Annotated in this window: 13 protein-coding genes and 4 tRNA genes; 15 read left to right on the top strand and 2 right to left on the bottom strand. The window is 46.2% G+C overall.

The features are described 5' to 3' along the window. Positions 1-78: 78 nt before the first annotated feature. Positions 79-486 carry a GNAT family N-acetyltransferase gene (locus tag KHN79_RS13385; protein WP_182011772.1) on the bottom strand — a complete coding sequence of 136 codons (408 nt, stop codon included), beginning with the start codon at positions 484-486 and terminating at the stop codon, positions 79-81. Between the two features lie 101 nt (positions 487-587). Between KHN79_RS13385 and murB the strand changes: the two genes are divergently transcribed. Beyond that, positions 588-1,631: a UDP-N-acetylmuramate dehydrogenase gene (gene murB / locus KHN79_RS13380; RefSeq protein WP_182011770.1), complete on the top strand. Its 1,044-nt coding sequence runs from the start codon at positions 588-590 to the stop codon at positions 1,629-1,631. Continuing rightward, positions 1,628-2,593, top strand: a complete 966-nt coding sequence (birA, locus tag KHN79_RS13375) for a bifunctional biotin--[acetyl-CoA-carboxylase] ligase/biotin operon repressor BirA (protein WP_182011769.1) — start codon at positions 1,628-1,630, stop codon at positions 2,591-2,593. The genes murB and birA overlap by 4 nt, the downstream gene beginning before the upstream one ends. Positions 2,594-2,600: 7 nt before the next feature. On the opposite strand, the gene coaA is transcribed toward birA, so the two are convergent. Continuing rightward, positions 2,601-3,524: a type I pantothenate kinase gene (coaA, locus tag KHN79_RS13370; protein ID WP_182011768.1), complete on the bottom strand. Its 924-nt coding sequence runs from the start codon at positions 3,522-3,524 to the stop codon at positions 2,601-2,603. Positions 3,525-3,730: 206 nt separating this feature from the next. Here coaA and KHN79_RS13365 point away from each other — a divergent pair. The 13 genes from KHN79_RS13365 (at position 3,731) to rpoC (ending at position 17,717) form a co-directional block, all read left to right on the top strand. Beyond that, a tRNA-Thr gene (locus KHN79_RS13365) sits at positions 3,731-3,806 on the top strand. 54 nt (positions 3,807-3,860) lie between these two features. Further along, positions 3,861-3,945 (top strand) — tRNA-Tyr (locus KHN79_RS13360). Positions 3,946-3,980: 35 nt separating this feature from the next. After that, positions 3,981-4,055: transfer RNA gene (locus tag KHN79_RS13355), tRNA-Gly, on the top strand. Between the two features lie 13 nt (positions 4,056-4,068). Continuing rightward, positions 4,069-4,144, top strand: a tRNA-Thr gene (locus tag KHN79_RS13350). Positions 4,145-4,244: 100 nt separating this feature from the next. Continuing rightward, on the top strand, positions 4,245-5,429 hold the full coding sequence (gene tuf / locus KHN79_RS13345; protein WP_211907249.1) for an elongation factor Tu: 1,185 nt from the start codon (positions 4,245-4,247) through the stop codon (positions 5,427-5,429). A 265-nt stretch (positions 5,430-5,694) separates the two neighbouring features. Then, complete coding sequence (gene secE / locus KHN79_RS13340) at positions 5,695-6,075, top strand: preprotein translocase subunit SecE (RefSeq protein ID WP_182011721.1); 381 nt, start codon at positions 5,695-5,697, stop codon at positions 6,073-6,075. Positions 6,076-6,088: 13 nt separating this feature from the next. Next, positions 6,089-6,637 carry a transcription termination/antitermination protein NusG gene (gene nusG / locus KHN79_RS13335; RefSeq protein WP_005384681.1) on the top strand — a complete coding sequence of 183 codons (549 nt, stop codon included), beginning with the start codon at positions 6,089-6,091 and terminating at the stop codon, positions 6,635-6,637. A gap of 164 nt (positions 6,638-6,801) precedes the next feature. Next, entirely contained in the window at positions 6,802-7,230 is a 429-nt protein-coding gene (gene rplK, locus KHN79_RS13330) for a 50S ribosomal protein L11 (RefSeq protein WP_008078231.1), read from the top strand. 4 nt (positions 7,231-7,234) lie between these two features. Beyond that, positions 7,235-7,936, top strand: coding sequence for a 50S ribosomal protein L1 (gene rplA, locus KHN79_RS13325; RefSeq protein ID WP_182011720.1), 702 nt, complete (start codon positions 7,235-7,237; stop codon positions 7,934-7,936). 293 nt (positions 7,937-8,229) lie between these two features. After that, positions 8,230-8,718 carry a 50S ribosomal protein L10 gene (rplJ, locus tag KHN79_RS13320; RefSeq protein WP_182011719.1) on the top strand — a complete coding sequence of 163 codons (489 nt, stop codon included), beginning with the start codon at positions 8,230-8,232 and terminating at the stop codon, positions 8,716-8,718. A gap of 60 nt (positions 8,719-8,778) precedes the next feature. Then, on the top strand, positions 8,779-9,147 hold the full coding sequence (gene rplL, locus KHN79_RS13315) for a 50S ribosomal protein L7/L12 (protein ID WP_005451128.1): 369 nt from the start codon (positions 8,779-8,781) through the stop codon (positions 9,145-9,147). Positions 9,148-9,398: 251 nt separating this feature from the next. After that, positions 9,399-13,427 (top strand): DNA-directed RNA polymerase subunit beta, encoded by a 4,029-nt coding sequence (gene rpoB / locus KHN79_RS13310; protein ID WP_182011718.1) that lies wholly within the window; start codon positions 9,399-9,401, stop codon positions 13,425-13,427. A gap of 87 nt (positions 13,428-13,514) precedes the next feature. Next, positions 13,515-17,717 carry a DNA-directed RNA polymerase subunit beta' gene (gene rpoC / locus KHN79_RS13305; protein ID WP_182011717.1) on the top strand — a complete coding sequence of 1,401 codons (4,203 nt, stop codon included), beginning with the start codon at positions 13,515-13,517 and terminating at the stop codon, positions 17,715-17,717. Positions 17,718-17,795: the final 78 nt, after the last annotated feature.

The raw sequence follows: 17,795 nt of genomic DNA, 5'->3' as shown, positions 1-17,795 counted from the left end.
AAATTAGTGCAATATTGCGAACCTGATATTTTATCAAAGATATGATTTCTCTGGCTACAAAAGCACGCGCTTTGGAGCCTATGATGGGATGAATTGCATTGGAATGAGATCTTTACCGCTATCTACATAGCGTTGATAAGCCATTTTTAGTGAACTTGGTAATGCAGAGCTATCGATTGCCTTAAAACCATACTGTGAGTAATAAGACTCTAAATGCATAAATGCAAAACAGTAATCACCAGAGCTGAAAACATTCTGCTCGCAATGAGCCAGCAACGCTTTCCCGACACCAGTCCCCCGGTATTGAGGTACGACTAGCATCCCGGTTAGCAGACGAGAAGTATCTACGGTTTTCATTCGTAATAAAGCAACGATAGAACCTTCACTGGTTGCTGTAATAATTAATTCATCTCTCTTAGCCCGACCTGCCGGATAGTGGGCTTTGTATAACCTTTTAATAAGGGGAAGTTTGATCGGATTTAACACTTCTATGATTAATGAGTCAGGTATTGTCACTGCGGTTAAAAGTTATCTGATGTAGAATGCTGACAGTTTAAGAGAATCTCATCCGGCGTTGCAAACCCACTATGCAAATTAAAACAAACGCGAGCCTTAAGGCTTATCACACTTTTGGTATTGAACAGACGTGTTCCTATTTAGCTGTCGTCGAGTCAGTTGAGGATGTAATTCAGCTCTTTCAGGACCCGACTTTCAAAGAACTACCGAAGCTCTTTCTGGGTAAGGGGAGCAATGTTCTTTTTACGGAACACTATGAAGGCCTGGTGATAATTAACAGGTTGGCGGGAAAAGTTGTTAAAGAGACAGAAGAGCATTATTTACTGCATATCGAAGGTGGTGAAGATTGGCCCGAGTTGGTTTCCTGGTGTGTTGACAAGGGATATGGCGGAATAGAAAACCTTGCTCTTATCCCAGGTTGTGCAGGGTCTGCACCGATCCAGAATATTGGTGCCTATGGCGTCGAGCTCAAAGATATCTGCGATTATGTGGATATCTTGGATTTGAATACATTTGAGACCAGGCGGATGAGTGCTGAGGAGTGTGAGTTTGGTTATCGAGATTCGATCTTCAAGCATGCTTTGTTTGGCCAGTGCTTTATTTGCGCAGTTGGCCTCAAGCTCAGTAAGCAGTGGCTGCCGAAAAACCAATATGGTCCTTTACAGAGTATCCCTGAAGAACAGTTGAGCCCTGCGTCAATATTTGACCGTGTTTGTCAGATCCGCCGTGAGAAATTACCGGATCCTGCGAAAGTGGGTAATGCCGGAAGCTTTTTTAAAAACCCGGTGATCTCGCAAGATCAGTATGATCGACTTCTTGAACTTCATAGTGATTTGGTTGCGTACCCAGCCGAAAACGGAATGAAGGTGGCTGCCGGTTGGTTAATTGATCAATGTGGCCTTAAAGGGGTCGCTGTGAATGGTGCTCAGGTTAACCCGCTACAAGCGCTGGTTCTGACTAATGTAAATAACTGTAGTGCCGATGATGTGCTGTCTTTGGCTTCTCTCGTTAAACGGACCGTCTGGGATAAGTTTGAAATCGAGCTCGAACACGAAGTTCGCTTTATCAATAAATTGGGTGAAACGTGCCTTAGTGACATCGAGGCCGCACAATGAGAAAAGATCACTCCACCAAGCTTCATATTCTGAAAACACTAAGTGATGGCGAATTTCATTCCGGTGAAGCGTTAGGGCATGATCTTGGGATATCAAGAGCGGCAATTGCTAAGCACATTAAAGGCTTATCAGACTGGGGAGTAGATATTTACCGCATTCAGGGGCGTGGTTATCAAATGGCTAAGCCAATGCCGCTGTTGGATGAAGCGAAGCTAACGGCTGGCAGCGTACAAAAGCTGGAGTTAATCCCGGTGATTGATTCTACCAATCAGTATTTGTTAGACAGAGTTAGTGAGTCTGAGAAAGGCCGTATATGTTTAGCTGAGTATCAGGCTAACGGGAGGGGGCGTCGAGGTCGTCAGTGGGTATCACCATTCGGCTCTAACTTGTATCTATCCATGTACTGGCGCCTTGAAGCTGGTATGGCGGCAGCCATGGGGTTAAGCCTCGTTATTGGTATAGCAGCGGTTGAAGCGCTTGAAGCGATGGGTGTTGAAGGCGTTAAGCTTAAGTGGCCAAATGACCTGTACTATCAGGATAAAAAACTGGCCGGCATATTGGTAGAAATGTCCGGGCAGGCAGGCGGAGCCGCTCACTTAGTTATCGGTATGGGGTTAAATATTGGCATGCCGGATGTTCAACCTGACATTGATCAGCCCTGGACGACGCTTAATCAAGCCTGTGGCGATTTGAGTATAGACAGGACACAACTGGCACTGACCCTGATTAAGCACTGGAATATGGCTCTTGTGGATTATGAGTTGATGGGGTTAGCCGGATTTGTAGATCGCTGGAATCGTCTGGATAACTTTCTTGGGCGTCCGGTGAAGCTGGTAATGGGACCAAGAGAAGTTCATGGCGTAGTAAAAGGTATCGATCAGCAAGGTGGTGTGATCCTGGAAACAGAGAATGGCCTGGAGACTTACATTGGTGGCGAGATCTCATTAAGAAAAGGGGACTGATTTCCCTTTACTTTCTGAGGGACACCTTATCTACAAGGTGGTTGACCCCTTTATGTAAAATCAAGTGGGCTCTTTCCCGTGTAGGGAGGATGTTATGTTCCAAGTTGAGCCCGTTAATGCTATTCCAGATCTCTTTCGCTTTGCTTTTGGCTTCATCAGCCGACAGTTGTGTATAGTGACTGAAATAAGAGCCGGGTTTTGCAAAAGCACCCCGTCTGAATTTTAAAAACCTTTCCACATACCACTGCTCAATCGTGTCGGATTCGGCATCGACATAAATAGAAAAATCCAAGAAGTCTGAAACGAACACCCGATGGGGATCGTGCGGGTAGTCCATACCGCTCTGTAATACGTTTAGCCCTTCAATGATCAGTACATCAGGCCTGTCGACCTTTTTCAGTTCGTCAGTAATGTCATAGGTGATATGAGAGTAGACAGGAACCTCAAGGTTTGGTTTACCTGCTTTGACATCAGACATAAATTCGACCAGGCGTTTGATATCATAAGACTCAGGAAAGCCTTTACGATGCATAATACCCTTTTCTTCCAAGACTTTTTTCGGATATAAAAAGCCATCTGTTGTGACTAACGATACCTTCGGGTGATTTTCCCAACGAGAAAGCAGCGCTTTCAGAATACGGGCTGTCGTACTCTTACCTACAGCAACACTACCAGCGATGCCGATGACAAAGGGTGGGGCATGTTCCTCGGTATTGAGGAACTGCTGCAAAACCGAATTACGGCTCTGGCGGGCTTGTACATACAAATTCAGCAGGCGAGACAAAGGCAGGTAGATTTCTACAGCTTCCTCCATGGTAAGGTTTTCATTTATGCCCTGAAGCGCGATCAAATCGTCTTCGGAAAGTGTCATCGGTACAGAGTTGCGCAGTTCTGCCCAGTTGGCACGGTCAAATGACAAAAATGGACTCATGGGTCTCTTTTATCCTTGGTTTCATTGAGAGCATGAACATACATTAAGCGCACTTTAAAGCAAGCGACGGAAGTCGAAGTTTGCTTTAAAAAAGCGGAGATTGTATGTTTTTGCGGCAAATGAATGTAAAAAATCGATTTTTACGATTTTTTTTTAAATTACTATTGCAACCTAGAAAATCATTCAATAGAATGCGCTCCACTTATGCCGACTTAGCTCAGTAGGTAGAGCAACTGACTTGTAATCAGTAGGTCACCAGTTCGATTCCGGTAGTCGGCACCATTCTCTCCTGTTTCTTACGAGAAGCAATTAGTAGTGAGAATGGCTAGAAATTTTGGAGGGGTTCCCGAGTGGCCAAAGGGAGCAGACTGTAAATCTGCCGGCACTGCCTTCGATGGTTCGAATCCGTCCCCCTCCACCATATTCTTTAGGAAATAGCTCTCAGAGTTACGTGTTGCGGGCATCGTATAATGGCTATTACCTCAGCCTTCCAAGCTGATGATGCGGGTTCGATTCCCGCTGCCCGCTCCACTCTAATTTGAGTGCTGATATAGCTCAGGTGGTAGAGCGCATCCTTGGTAAGGATGAGGTCGGCAGTTCGAGTCTGCCTATCAGCACCAGCTCTCAAGTTTATTTCCTTTTGATATTAGATTTACCAATAATCTTTTTTGGTTGCGTGGTCATTTGGGCCACCAAAATCCGTACCTAGAGGGACCACTCATGTCTAAAGAAAAATTTGAACGTGTAAAACCGCACGTAAACGTTGGTACTATCGGCCACGTTGACCACGGTAAAACAACTCTAACTGCTGCTATCTGTACTACTCTTGCAAAAGTATACGGCGGTGCTGCTCGTGACTTCGCATCTATCGATAACGCTCCAGAAGAGCGTGAGCGTGGTATCACAATCGCAACGTCTCACGTAGAGTACGACACTCCAAGCCGTCACTACGCACACGTTGACTGTCCAGGACACGCGGACTACGTTAAAAACATGATCACTGGTGCTGCTCAGATGGACGGTGGTATCCTAGTTGTTGCTGCGACAGATGGCCCAATGCCACAAACTCGTGAGCACATCCTACTAGGCCGTCAGGTTGGTATCCCATACATCATCGTATTCATGAACAAATGTGACATGGTTGACGATGAAGAGCTACTAGAACTAGTAGAAATGGAAGTTCGTGAACTTCTTTCTGAATACGACTTCCCAGGTGATGACCTACCAGTTATCCAAGGTTCTGCACTAGGCGCACTAAACGGCGAAGAGCAGTGGGAAGCAAAAATCGTTGAACTAGCTGAAGCGCTAGATTCATACATCCCAGAGCCAGAGCGTGCAATCGATCTACCGTTCCTAATGCCTATCGAAGACGTATTCTCGATCCAAGGCCGTGGTACAGTAGTAACTGGCCGTATCGAACGTGGTATCCTGAACGTAGGTGACGAAGTTGCTATCGTAGGTATCAAAGACACTACTACTACTACATGTACTGGTGTTGAAATGTTCCGTAAGCTTCTAGACGAAGGTCGTGCGGGTGAGAACGTTGGTGCACTTCTACGTGGTACTAAGCGTGACGAAGTAGAACGTGGTCAAGTACTAGCTAAGCCAGGTTCAATCACTCCACACACTAAGTTTGAATCAGAAGTATACGTACTGTCTAAAGATGAAGGTGGTCGTCACACTCCATTCTTCAAAGGCTACCGTCCACAGTTCTACTTCCGTACAACTGACGTAACTGGTGACATCACTCTACCAGACGGCGTAGAAATGGTAATGCCTGGTGACAACGTACAGATGACTGTTGAGCTAATCGCACCAATCGCAATGGACGAAGGTTTACGTTTCGCGATCCGTGAAGGTGGCCGTACAGTAGGTGCTGGTGTTGTTGCTAAGATCTTCGACTAATTCTTAACGAATTAGGCGATAGTTTCTGAAAATCTTGAATTAGATTTGACGAACCAGTAGCAAAAAGGGCATCATTTGATGCCCTTTTTCTGCACTCAACATAATTTTTGCTGTTTTCTTGTTCAGAAGTTACTGGGTGCGGAGCAAGATTAAGCAAAGCTGCTTAATCTTAAGAAGAGTTCGCTGTTTTTTCAGCGATATGGAGTTTGCCCTGCAACAGCGGGGTCGTTGTCGTCTATATTAAGACTTGTAACAGGTTGGTTTTATGAAAGCAAATAATGCTGAAACTCCTGATAGCTCAAATGCAGCAGATACGTTTAAGTGGATCGTCGCTTTCGTATTGGCCGCTGCCGCTGTTGTGGGTAATTACCTGTATGGTGAAATGTCTGTAGTGGTTCGCGCTGCAGGCGCTGTTGTTCTGATTGCAGCTGCTCTTGGCGTTGCAGCAACAACGACTAAAGGTAAAGCAGCGATCAGTTTTGCAAAAGAATCGCGTATGGAAGTACGTAAAGTTGTTTGGCCTACTCGCCAAGAAACCATGCAAACAACACTGATCGTTTTAGCTGTAAGTATTGTAATGGCTCTAGTGCTATGGGGTATTGACGGAATTATGGTTCGTCTGGTAGCTCTAGCGACTGGGGTATAGAGGGTTTTAATTCATGAGTGAAGCTCCAAAAAAACGCTGGTATGTGGTTCAAGCCTTCTCTGGATTTGAAGGTCGTGTAGCTCAATCACTGCGCGAGCATATCAAAATGCACGGCATGGAAGAGCTATTCGGTGAAGTACTGGTTCCTACTGAAGAAGTAGTAGAAATGCGCGCGGGTCAGCGCCGCAAATCTGAGCGTAAGTTCTTCCCAGGTTACGTCCTTGTTCAGATGATCATGAACGATGAATCATGGCACTTAGTACGTAGTGTGCCGCGTGTCATGGGCTTCATTGGTGGTACCTCAGACCGTCCAGCACCTATCACAGATAAAGAAGCTGATGCGATTCTCAATCGTCTTGAGAAAGCGAGTGAAGCTCCTCGTCCGCGTACTATGTACGAAGCGGGTGAAGTAGTACGTGTTAATGAAGGTCCATTTGCTGACTTCAACGGTACTGTTGAAGAAGTGGATTACGAGAAGAGCCGCCTGAAAGTGTCTGTATCGATCTTTGGTCGTGCGACACCAGTTGAGCTTGAATTTGGTCAGGTTGAAAAACTCGACTAAGACTCTTATTCAAAGAGTATAAAAAACCACCTTTTTAGGGTTGTATAAGGCGCGAATTATTACTATAATTTCGCGCCTTTTTGCTTCTGAAGAAGTAAAAAGTATCTTACATAAACGGGGAGCTGATCCGTGATTAGCGTTTGTACCCAAACTTAGGAATTATCATGGCTAAGAAAGTTGAAGCTTACATCAAGCTACAAGTTGCTGCTGGTATGGCTAACCCTAGTCCACCAGTAGGTCCTGCACTAGGTCAACACGGTGTTAACATCATGGAATTCTGTAAAGCGTTCAACGCGAAAACAGAATCTATCGAGAAAGGTCTACCTACTCCAGTTGTTATCACTGTTTACAACGACCGTTCTTTCACGTTCGTAACTAAGACTCCACCTGCTGCTGTTCTACTTAAGAAAGCTGCTGGCGTTAAGTCTGGTTCAGGTCGTCCAAACACTGAAAAAGTTGGTACGGTAACTGACGCTCAAATCCAAGAAATCGCAGAAACTAAAGCTGCTGATATGACTGGTGCTGATATCGAAGCGATGAAGCGTTCTATTGCGGGTACTGCTCGTTCAATGGGCCTAGTGGTAGAGGGTTAAGATCATGGCAAAACTAACTAAGCGCATGCGCGTAATCCGCGAAAAAGTTGACGTAACTAAAGAATACGACATCAACGAAGCTGTTGCTCTTCTTCAAGAACTAGCTACTGCTAAATTCGTTGAGTCTGTAGATGTTGCAGTTAACCTAGGCATCGATGCTCGTAAATCTGACCAGAACGTACGTGGTGCAACTGTGCTACCTCACGGTACTGGCCGTGAAATCCGCGTTGCAGTGTTCACTCAAGGTGCAAACGCTGAAGCAGCTAAAGAAGCTGGCGCAGACATCGTTGGTATGGAAGATCTTGCTGAGCAAGTGAAGAAAGGCGAAATGAACTTTGACGTAGTTGTTGCTTCTCCAGATGCAATGCGCGTTGTAGGTCAGCTAGGTACTATCCTAGGTCCTCGCGGTCTAATGCCAAACCCTAAAGTTGGTACTGTAACTCCTAACGTTGCTGAAGCTGTTAAGAACGCTAAAGCTGGTCAGGTTCGTTACCGTAACGACAAAAACGGCATCATCCACACTACTATCGGTAAAGCTAACTTCTCTGCAGAGCAGATCAAAGAGAACCTAGAGTCTCTTCTAATCGCTCTTAAGAAAGCTAAGCCATCTTCAGCGAAAGGTACTTTCCTGAAGAAAGTAAGCATCTCTACTACTATGGGTGCTGGTGTTGCTGTTGATCAGGCTAGCCTGAACACTCAAGCATAATTTATTTGCTTAGGCGCAGAATTGATGTATAATTTTGCGCCTAATATTTGTGGTTGGGGCTGAACTTTGGTTCTTTGAACTGTCTCCTAGTTCGAATTGAATTAAGACCCAGTCTCCGTCCAAGACCGTAGGTGTTTGTTTATTATCAAACTTAATTATCCTACGTAGATGGTGCCCGAACTGACAGAAAGCTCTATATTTAATAGTTAACTTTCTTCTGGGAATGCACCTAAATAGCTCTCACTGTTGTGATAATAGTGAGTGGTGTAACGACAACCAGGAGTAAATCCAAGATGGCTTTAAACCTTCAAGACAAAAAAGCAATTGTTGCTGAAGTCAACGAAGCTGCCAGTGGTGCACTTTCTGCAGTTGTAGCTGATTCTCGTGGCGTTGAAGTTGGCGCAATGACTTCTCTACGTAAACAAGCTCGTGAAGCTGGTGTTTACATGAAAGTCGTGCGTAACACACTTGCACGTCGTGCGGTTCAGGGTACAGACTACGAGTGTCTAGTAGACACTTTCACTGGTCCTACTCTAATCGCGTTCTCTAACGAGCACCCAGGTGCTGCAGCACGTCTTTTCAAAGACTTCGCTAAAGAGAACAAAGACTTCGAGATCAAAGCTGCTGCATTTGAAGGCGCGCTAACTGACGCTGAAGTACTAGCGACACTACCAACTTACGACGAAGCAATTGCACGCCTAATGATGTGCATGAAAGAAGCTTCTGCTGGCAAGCTGGTTCGTACTATCGCTGCTATCCGCGATCAAAAAGAAGCTGCTTAATAAGCCTTGCTTTTTACTGGTTGCTTAATAAACTTATTGTTGACTTAAAAGAGAATTGTTATGTCTATTACTAACGAGCAAATCCTAGACGCAGTTGCAGAAATGTCTGTAATGCAAGTTGTTGAACTAATCGAAGCTATGGAAGAGAAATTCGGTGTTACTGCTGCTGCTGCTGTTGTAGCTGGCGGCGCTGCTGGCGGCGAAGCTGCAGCTGAGCAAACTGAATTTGACGTAATCCTAGAATCTGCTGGCGGTAACAAAGTTGCTGTAATCAAAGCAGTACGTGGCGCAACTGGCCTAGGTCTTAAAGAAGCTAAAGCTCTTGTAGACGGCGCTCCAGCACCTCTTAAAGAAGGTGTTGACAAAGCAGAAGCTGACGCACTTAAAGCTCAGCTAGAAGAAGCTGGTGCAACTGTTGCTGTTAAGTAATTATTGCATAGTTTCTTAGCCTAACGGCTAATTGGCTGGTGGTTTTTTAACCACCGGCCTTTTTGCGCTGTAGGGTATAGGTGAATTTTCCCGCTGTTTAAGCGCCTAATACCCATGCAAAAAACATTTCATTCTTTCGAAATGAAATGTCACTACAGTAAACAGCTATTTAGTCACTGTCCCTTACCCCCCTTAAGTAACTAGGAGCGGGCGGACAGTTTGGGTCACTTATCAGCGAGCTGAGGAACCCCATGGTTTACTCTTATACCGAGAAAAAGCGCATCCGTAAGGACTTTGGTACTCGTCCACAAGTTTTGGACATTCCATACCTGCTATCGATCCAGCTCGATTCGTTCGACAAATTTATCGAACAGGATCCTGAAGGTCAATACGGTCTTGAAGCTGCTTTCCGTTCTGTATTTCCAATTCAGAGCTACAACGGCAATTCTGAGCTGCAATACGTTAGCTACCGTCTTGGTGAGCCAGTTTTTGACGTTAAAGAATGTCAAATCCGCGGTGTAACTTACTCAAAGCCACTACGTGTAAAACTACGCCTAGTTATCTTTGATAAAGACGCGCCAGCAGGTACTGTAAAAGACATTAAAGAACAAGAAGTCTACATGGGCGAAATTCCACTCATGACAGACAATGGTACCTTCGTAATCAACGGTACCGAGAGGGTTATCGTATCCCAGCTGCACCGAAGCCCAGGCGTGTTCTTCGACAGCGATAAGGGTAAGACCCACTCTTCAGGTAAAGTTTTATACAACGCACGCGTTATCCCTTACCGTGGTTCATGGCTTGATTTCGAGTTCGATCCTAAGGATAACCTGTACGTTCGTATCGACCGCCGTCGTAAGCTACCAGCATCGATCATCCTTCGTGCACTAGGTAAATCGACTGAAGAAATCTTAGATATCTTCTTCGAGAAAGTGAACTTCGAAGTGAAAGACCAAACTCTTCTTATGGAGTTGGTTCCTGATCGTCTACGTGGTGAAACTGCGTCATTCGACATCGAAGCTGATGGTAAAGTTTACGTTGAGCAAGGTCGTCGCGTAACAGCTCGTCATATCCGTCAACTAGAAAAAGACGGCATTGACCATATCGAAGTACCAGTTGAGTACATCGTTGGTAAAGTTGCATCGAAAGATTACATCAACGAAGCAACAGGCGAGATCATTGTTAATGCAAACCAGGAAATCAGCCTGGAAGCACTAGCGAATCTATCTCAGGCTGGCCACAAAGCGCTAGAAGTTCTGTTTACGAACGATCTAGACCACGGTCCATTCATGTCAGAAACTCTACGTATCGACAGCACGGTTGATCGTATTTCTGCACTGGTAGAAATCTACCGCATGATGCGCCCTGGTGAGCCGCCAACAAAAGAAGCTGCAGAAGCATTATTCGAAAGCCTATTCTTCTCTGAAGAGCGTTACGATCTATCGACTGTTGGTCGTATGAAGTTCAACAGCTCTATCGCGCGTGAAGATGCTCAAGAGCAAGGCACACTTGATGAAACAGATATCATCGAAGTGATGAAGAAGCTTATCGCGATCCGTAACGGTATCGGCGAAGTGGACGATATCGACCACCTAGGTAACCGTCGTATCCGTTCTGTAGGCGAAATGGCTGAGAACCAGTTCCGTGTAGGTCTGGTACGTGTTGAGCGTGCAGTTAAAGAGCGTCTGAGTCTGGGCGACCTTGATGCGATCATGCCTCAAGACCTGATCAACGCTAAGCCAATCTCTGCAGCCGTTAAAGAATTCTTTGGCTCTTCACAGCTGTCACAGTTTATGGACCAAAACAACCCGCTGTCAGAAGTAACGCACAAGCGTCGTATTTCTGCATTGGGTCCTGGCGGTCTGACTCGTGAACGTGCTGGCTTCGAAGTTCGAGACGTACACGTAACTCACTACGGCCGTCTATGTCCTATCGAAACGCCTGAAGGTCCAAACATCGGTCTGATCAACTCTCTATCTGCTTTTGCGCGTTGTAACGAGTACGGTTTCCTAGAGACTCCATACCGTCGCGTTGTAGATGGCGTGGTGACAGACGAAGTAGATTACCTATCTGCAATCGAAGAAGGCCAATTCGTTATCGCACAGGCTAACGCTGCGTTAACTGAAGAAGGTACGTTTGCAGATGAGCTGATCACAGCTCGTCAGAAAGGTGAATCTGGTCTACACCCTCGTGAGCACGCTCAGTACATGGACGTTGCGACAAACCAGGTTGTATCTATCGCTGCATCGCTTATCCCGTTCCTAGAACACGATGATGCGAACCGTGCATTGATGGGTGCGAACATGCAACGTCAGGCAGTTCCAACGCTGAAAGCTGATAAACCGCTTGTTGGTACTGGTATTGAACGTAACGTAGCCGTTGACTCAGGTGTAACTGCGGTTGCTAAGCGTGGTGGTGTAATTCAGTCTGTAGATGCTTCTCGTATCGTTGTTAAAGTAAACGAAGAAGAGCTAGTACCTGGTGAAGCAGGTATCGACATCTACAACCTGACTAAATACACACGTTCTAACCAGAACACATGTATCAACCAGCGCCCATGTGTAATGCCAGGTGAACCTGTAGCACGTGGCGACGTACTTGCTGATGGTCCTTCAACAGACCTTGGTGAGCTAGCGCTTGGTCAAAACATGCGTATCGCGTTCATGCCTTGGAACGGTTACAACTTCGAAGACTCGATCCTAGTATCTGAGCGCGTAGTTCAAGAAGACCGCTTCACGACAATCCACATCCAAGAACTGACTTGTGTGGCACGTGATACTAAGCTGGGCTCTGAAGAGATCACAGCGGATATTCCAAACGTAGGTGAATCTGCTCTGTCTAAACTAGACGAGTCAGGTATCGTTTACATTGGTGCTGAAGTTAAGGGTGGCGACATCCTAGTTGGTAAAGTAACGCCTAAAGGTGAAACTCAGCTAACGCCTGAAGAGAAGCTACTACGCGCAATCTTCGGTGAAAAAGCATCGGATGTTAAAGATACGTCACTACGTGTACCGAACTCTGTATCAGGTACGATCATCGACGTTCAAGTCTTCACTCGCGATGGCGTAGAGAAAGACAAGCGTGCGCTTGAAATCGAACAGATGCAGCTTAAAGAAGCGAAGAAAGACCTAACTGAAGAATTCCAGATTCTTGAGGGTGGCCTTCTAAACCGTGTTAAAGCTGTTCTGATTGAAGGCGGTTACTCTGAAGCGAAACTTGAGTCTACTGAACGTAAGAAGTGGCTAGAGCTAACGCTAGAAGATGACGCACTACAAACTCAGCTAGAGCAACTTGCTGAGCAGTGGGACGAGCTAAAAGCCGACTTCGATAAGAAGTTTGAAACTAAGCGTCGTAAGATCACTCAAGGTGATGATCTAGCACCTGGCGTACTGAAGATCGTTAAGGTTTACCTAGCGGTTAAACGTCGTATCCAGCCTGGTGATAAGATGGCGGGTCGTCACGGTAACAAGGGTGTAATCTCTAAGATCAACCCTGTTGAAGACATGCCATACGATGAGAAAGGTCAGCCTGTAGACATCGTACTTAACCCACTGGGTGTACCTTCGCGTATGAACATCGGTCAGATCCTAGAAGTTCACTTAGGTCTGGCAGCGAAAGGTATCGGTGACAAGATCAACCAGATGGTTAAAGAGCAGCAAGAACTAGCGAAATTCCGCGAGTTCCTGCAGAAAGTTTACGATCTAGGCGAAACTCGCCAGAAAGTAGACGTTGCTTCTCTGTCTGACGACGAAGTTCGTACACTGATCAAAAACCTACGTGGCGGTCTACCAATCGCGACGCCAGTATTTGACGGTGCTTCTGAGCCGCTAATCAAAGAGCTTCTAAAACTAGCAGACCTACCAACGTCTGGTCAGCTAACGCTGTTTGATGGTCGCACAGGTGATGCGTTTGAGCGTCCTGTAACTGTAGGTTACATGTACATGCTGAAACTAAACCACCTTGTTGATGACAAGATGCACGCTCGTTCAACTGGTTCGTACAGCCTAGTAACTCAGCAACCACTTGGTGGTAAAGCTCAGTTCGGTGGTCAGCGTTTCGGTGAGATGGAAGTATGGGCACTAGAAGCATACGGTGCTGCTTACACTCTACAAGAAATGCTAACTGTTAAGTCGGATGACGTTAACGGCCGTACTAAGATGTACAAGAACATCGTAGACGGAAGCCACAGCATGGAACCTGGTATGCCAGAATCGTTCAACGTATTGTTGAAAGAGATTCGCTCGCTAGGTATCAACATCGAGCTAGAAGACGAAGAGTAATCCCTTTCTCATTTGAGAAAAGTGATTATCTGGTAGAAAGCAGCTAGCGCTTGGCTGGCTGCTTTTAACTCCTTACAGGAGCTGATTGTGAAAGACTTATTAAACTTTCTAAAAGCACAGCATAAGACCGAAGAGTTTGATGCAATCAAAATCGGTCTATCTTCACCAGACATGATCCGTTCATGGTCTTTCGGTGAAGTTAAAAAACCTGAAACGATCAACTATCGTACGTTCAAACCTGAACGCGATGGTCTGTTCTGTGCGCGTATCTTTGGTCCAGTTAAAGACTACGAATGTCTTTGTGGTAAGTACAAGCGCCTGAAGCACCGTGGTGTTATCTGTGAGAAGTGTGGTGTAGAAGTTACACAAACTAAAGTTCGTCGTGACCGTATGGGCCACATCGAACTTGCTTCACCAGTAGCTCACATCTGGTTCCTAAAATCGCTACCGTCTCGTATCGGTCTACTAATGGATATCCCACTACGTGATATCGAACGTGTTCTTTACTTCGAAATGTACGTAGTAACTGAACCAGGTATGACTGATCTAGAAAAGAGTCAGATGCTAACTGAAGAAGAGTATCTGGATCGTCTAGAAGAGTGGGGCGACGAGTTCACGGCTAAAATGGGTGCAGAAGCTATCAAGGACCTACTAGGTTCTATGGATATGCACGCTGAAGCAGAACAAATGCGCGAAGAGTTAGAGACAACAAACTCTGAAACTAAGCGTAAGAAAGTAACTAAGCGTCTTAAACTGGTAGAAGCGTTCATCGCATCGGGTAACAACCCAGAGTGGATGATCCTGACTGTCCTTCCAGTACTTCCGCCAGATCTACGTCCTCTAGTACCACTAGATGGCGGTCGCTTTGCGACTTCTGATCTAAACGATCTATACCGTCGTGTGATCAACCGTAACAACCGTTTGAAGCGTCTTCTAGAGCTTGCAGCTCCGGACATCATCGTACGTAACGAAAAACGTATGCTGCAAGAGTCTGTTGATGCGCTACTAGATAACGGTCGTCGTGGTCGTGCGATCACAGGTTCTAACAAGCGTCCTCTGAAATCTCTTGCTGATATGATCAAGGGTAAACAAGGTCGTTTCCGTCAGAACCTACTAGGTAAACGTGTAGACTACTCTGGCCGTTCTGTAATCACAGTAGGTCCATACCTTCGTCTGCACCAGTGTGGTCTTCCTAAGAAGATGGCACTTGAGCTATTCAAACCATTCATCTATAGCAAGCTAGAGACTCGTGGTCTTGCGACTACAATCAAAGCTGCTAAGAAGATGGTAGAGCGTGAAGAAGCGGTTGTTTGGGATATCCTAGACGAAGTAATCCGTGAACACCCAGTACTATTGAACCGTGCACCTACACTTCACCGTCTAGGTATCCAGGCGTTCGAACCAGTACTAATCGAAGGTAAAGCGATTCAGCTACACCCACTTGTGTGTGCGGCGTACAACGCGGACTTCGATGGTGACCAAATGGCGGTTCACGTACCTCTAACTCTAGAGGCACAGCTTGAAGCTCGTACTCTGATGATGTCGACAAACAACATTCTGTCGCCAGCGTCAGGTGATCCTATCATCGTACCTTCTCAGGACGTTGTATTGGGTCTGTACTACATGACTCGTGAAAAGATCAACGTGAAAGGTGAAGGCATGTACCTTTCTGGCCCAGCAGAGGCTGAGAAAGCATACCGCACTAAACAAGCTGAACTTCACGCACGCGTTAAAGTACGTATTACTGAAACAGTCGTAGACGAAGACGGTAACAGCACAACATCTACTGGTATGGTTGATACCACTATCGGTCGTGCAATGCTGTGGCAAATCGTGCCAGCTGGTCTACCGTACAGCATCGTTAACCAAAAGCTAGGTAAGAAGCAAATCTCTAACCTACTTAACGAGGCGTACCGTAAGCTAGGTCTTAAAGACACAGTTATCTTCGCTGACCAAATCATGTACGCAGGTTTTGCTTACGCGGCACTATCTGGTGTATCTGTTGGTATCGACGATATGGTTGTACCGCCAGCTAAGTACACTGAAATCGCAGAAGCGGAAGAAGAAGTGCGTGAAATCCAGGAACAGTACCAATCTGGTCTTGTTACTGCGGGCGAACGCTACAACAAAGTTATCGATATCTGGGCATCGACCAACGACCGCGTTGCGAAAGCAATGATGGAGAACCTATCATCTGAAACGGTAGTTAACCGTGATGGTGAAGAGGAACAACAAGAGTCGTTCAACAGCATCTACATGATGGCGGACTCAGGTGCTCGTGGTTCTGCAGCACAGATTCGTCAGCTTGCTGGTATGCGTGGTCTGATGGCGCGTCCGGATGGTTCAATCATCGAAACGCCGATCACAGCGAACTTTAAAGAAGGTCTAAACGTCCTTCAGTACTTTATCTCAACGCACGGTGCTCGTAAGGGTCTTGCGGATACGGCACTGAAAACAGCGAACTCGGGTTACCTAACTCGTCGTCTAGTAGACGTTGCTCAAGACGTTGTTGTAACTGAACATGACTGTGGCACTCATGAGGGTGTTGACATGATGCCTCATATCGAGGGTGGTGATGTTAAAGTTGCACTGTCTGAGCTAGCTCTTGGCCGTGTAGTTGCTGAAGACGTTATCAAGCCTGGTACTGAAGATGTTCTTATTCCACGTAACACCCTGATCGATGAGAAGTGGTGTCAAATCATGGAAGAGAACTCAGTTGACAGCATGCGTGTACGTTCTGTTGTTACTTGTGATTCTGACTTCGGTTGTTGTGCACAGTGTTACGGTCGTGACCTAGCACGTGGTCACCTAGTGAACCAAGGTGAAGCAGTTGGTGTTATCGCTGCTCAGTCTATCGGTGAGCCGGGTACACAGCTTACGATGCGTACGTTCCACATCGGTGGTGCGGCATCGACAGCAGCAGCAGAAAACAGCATCCAAGTTAAGAACAACGGTTCTGTTAAACTGCACAACGCTAAGTTCGTAACGAACAAAGATAGCAAACTGGTTATCACTTCGCGTGCTGCTGAGTTGACTATCATCGACGAATTCGGTCGTACCAAAGAGAAACACAAACTGCCTTACGGCTCTCTATTGAGCAAAGCAGACAGCGATGCAGTTCAAGCTGGTGAAACAGTAGCGAACTGGGAAGCGCACACACTTCCAATCATCACTGAAGTAGCTGGTCGTATCCAGTTCGTAGATATGATTGATGGTGTGACAGTTTCTCGTCAAACAGATGACCTAACTGGTCTATCTTCAAGTGAAGTGACGGACGCAGCCGCTCGTCCAGCAGCAGGTAAAGATATGCGTCCAGCTATCAAACTTGTTGACGAGCAAGGTAACGATGTAATGATCCCTGGTACAGAAATGCCAGCTCACTACTTCCTACCTGGTAAAGCGATCGTGAACATTGAAGATGGCGCAGAAGTAGGTGTGGGTGATACGCTAGCACGTATTCCTCAGAAATCTGGCGGTAACAAAGATATCACCGGTGGTCTTCCACGCGTTGCTGACCTGTTCGAAGCTCGTAAGCCTAAAGAGCCTGCGATCCTTGCTGAACACACAGGTACGGTAAGCTTTGGTAAAGAGACTAAAGGTAAGCGCCGCCTAGTGATCACTCGTGATAGCGGTGACGCTTACGAAGAGATGATTCCTAAGCATCGTCAGCTTAACGTGTTCGAAGGTGAGCGCGTTGAACGTGGTGATGTAATCGCTGATGGTCCAGAGTCTCCACATGACATCCTACGTCTACGTGGCGTACACGCGGTAACTCAGTACATCGCTAATGAAGTACAAGAAGTTTACCGTCTACAAGGCGTTAAGATTAACGATAAGCACATTGAAACTATCGTTCGTCAAATGCTACGTAAGTGTACTATCACATTTGCTGGTGACTCTGAGTTCCTACCTGGTGAGCAAGTTGAATACTCACAAGTTAAGATCGCTAACCGCGACCTAGAAGCAGAAGGCAAAGAGCCTGCACGTTTCGAACGTGAACTACTAGGTATTACTAAGGCGTCTCTAGCGACTGAGTCGTTCATCTCTGCGGCATCGTTCCAGGAGACAACTCGCGTACTAACAGAAGCTGCGGTTTCTGGTAAGCGTGATGACCTACGTGGTCTGAAAGAGAACGTAATTGTTGGTCGTCTGATCCCAGCTGGTACTGGTTTCGCATACCACCAAGAGCGTCAAGCGAAACGTTCTGAAGCGCAAGAAGGTCCATCAGCTGAACAAGCTACGGATAACCTGGCAGCACTTCTAAACGCTGGCTTCTCTTCTGAAGAATAAGCTATCTGACGAGTAATCGTTAAGAACAAAAAGGCACCTTAGGGTGCCTTTTTTAATACCTCTTGCGAATCTTTATCA

This window comes from Vibrio sp. B1FLJ16 (assembly GCF_905175385.1).
GTDB lineage: Bacteria > Pseudomonadota > Gammaproteobacteria > Enterobacterales > Vibrionaceae > Vibrio.
Note: the sequence above shows the minus strand (reverse complement) of the source record. Positions and strands in the feature narration are given on the sequence as shown.

Coding starts and splice junctions, on each gene's coding strand:
- murB (WP_182011770.1), top strand. CDS start 588: ATGCAAATTAAAACAAACGCGAGCCTTAAGGCTTATCACACTTTTGGT.
- birA (WP_182011769.1), top strand. CDS start 1,628: ATGAGAAAAGATCACTCCACCAAGCTTCATATTCTGAAAACACTAAGT.
- coaA (WP_182011768.1), bottom strand. CDS start 3,524: ATGAGTCCATTTTTGTCATTTGACCGTGCCAACTGGGCAGAACTGCGC.
- tuf (WP_211907249.1), top strand. CDS start 4,245: ATGTCTAAAGAAAAATTTGAACGTGTAAAACCGCACGTAAACGTTGGT.
- secE (WP_182011721.1), top strand. CDS start 5,695: ATGAAAGCAAATAATGCTGAAACTCCTGATAGCTCAAATGCAGCAGAT.
- nusG (WP_005384681.1), top strand. CDS start 6,089: ATGAGTGAAGCTCCAAAAAAACGCTGGTATGTGGTTCAAGCCTTCTCT.
- rplK (WP_008078231.1), top strand. CDS start 6,802: ATGGCTAAGAAAGTTGAAGCTTACATCAAGCTACAAGTTGCTGCTGGT.
- rplA (WP_182011720.1), top strand. CDS start 7,235: ATGGCAAAACTAACTAAGCGCATGCGCGTAATCCGCGAAAAAGTTGAC.
- rplJ (WP_182011719.1), top strand. CDS start 8,230: ATGGCTTTAAACCTTCAAGACAAAAAAGCAATTGTTGCTGAAGTCAAC.
- rplL (WP_005451128.1), top strand. CDS start 8,779: ATGTCTATTACTAACGAGCAAATCCTAGACGCAGTTGCAGAAATGTCT.
- rpoB (WP_182011718.1), top strand. CDS start 9,399: ATGGTTTACTCTTATACCGAGAAAAAGCGCATCCGTAAGGACTTTGGT.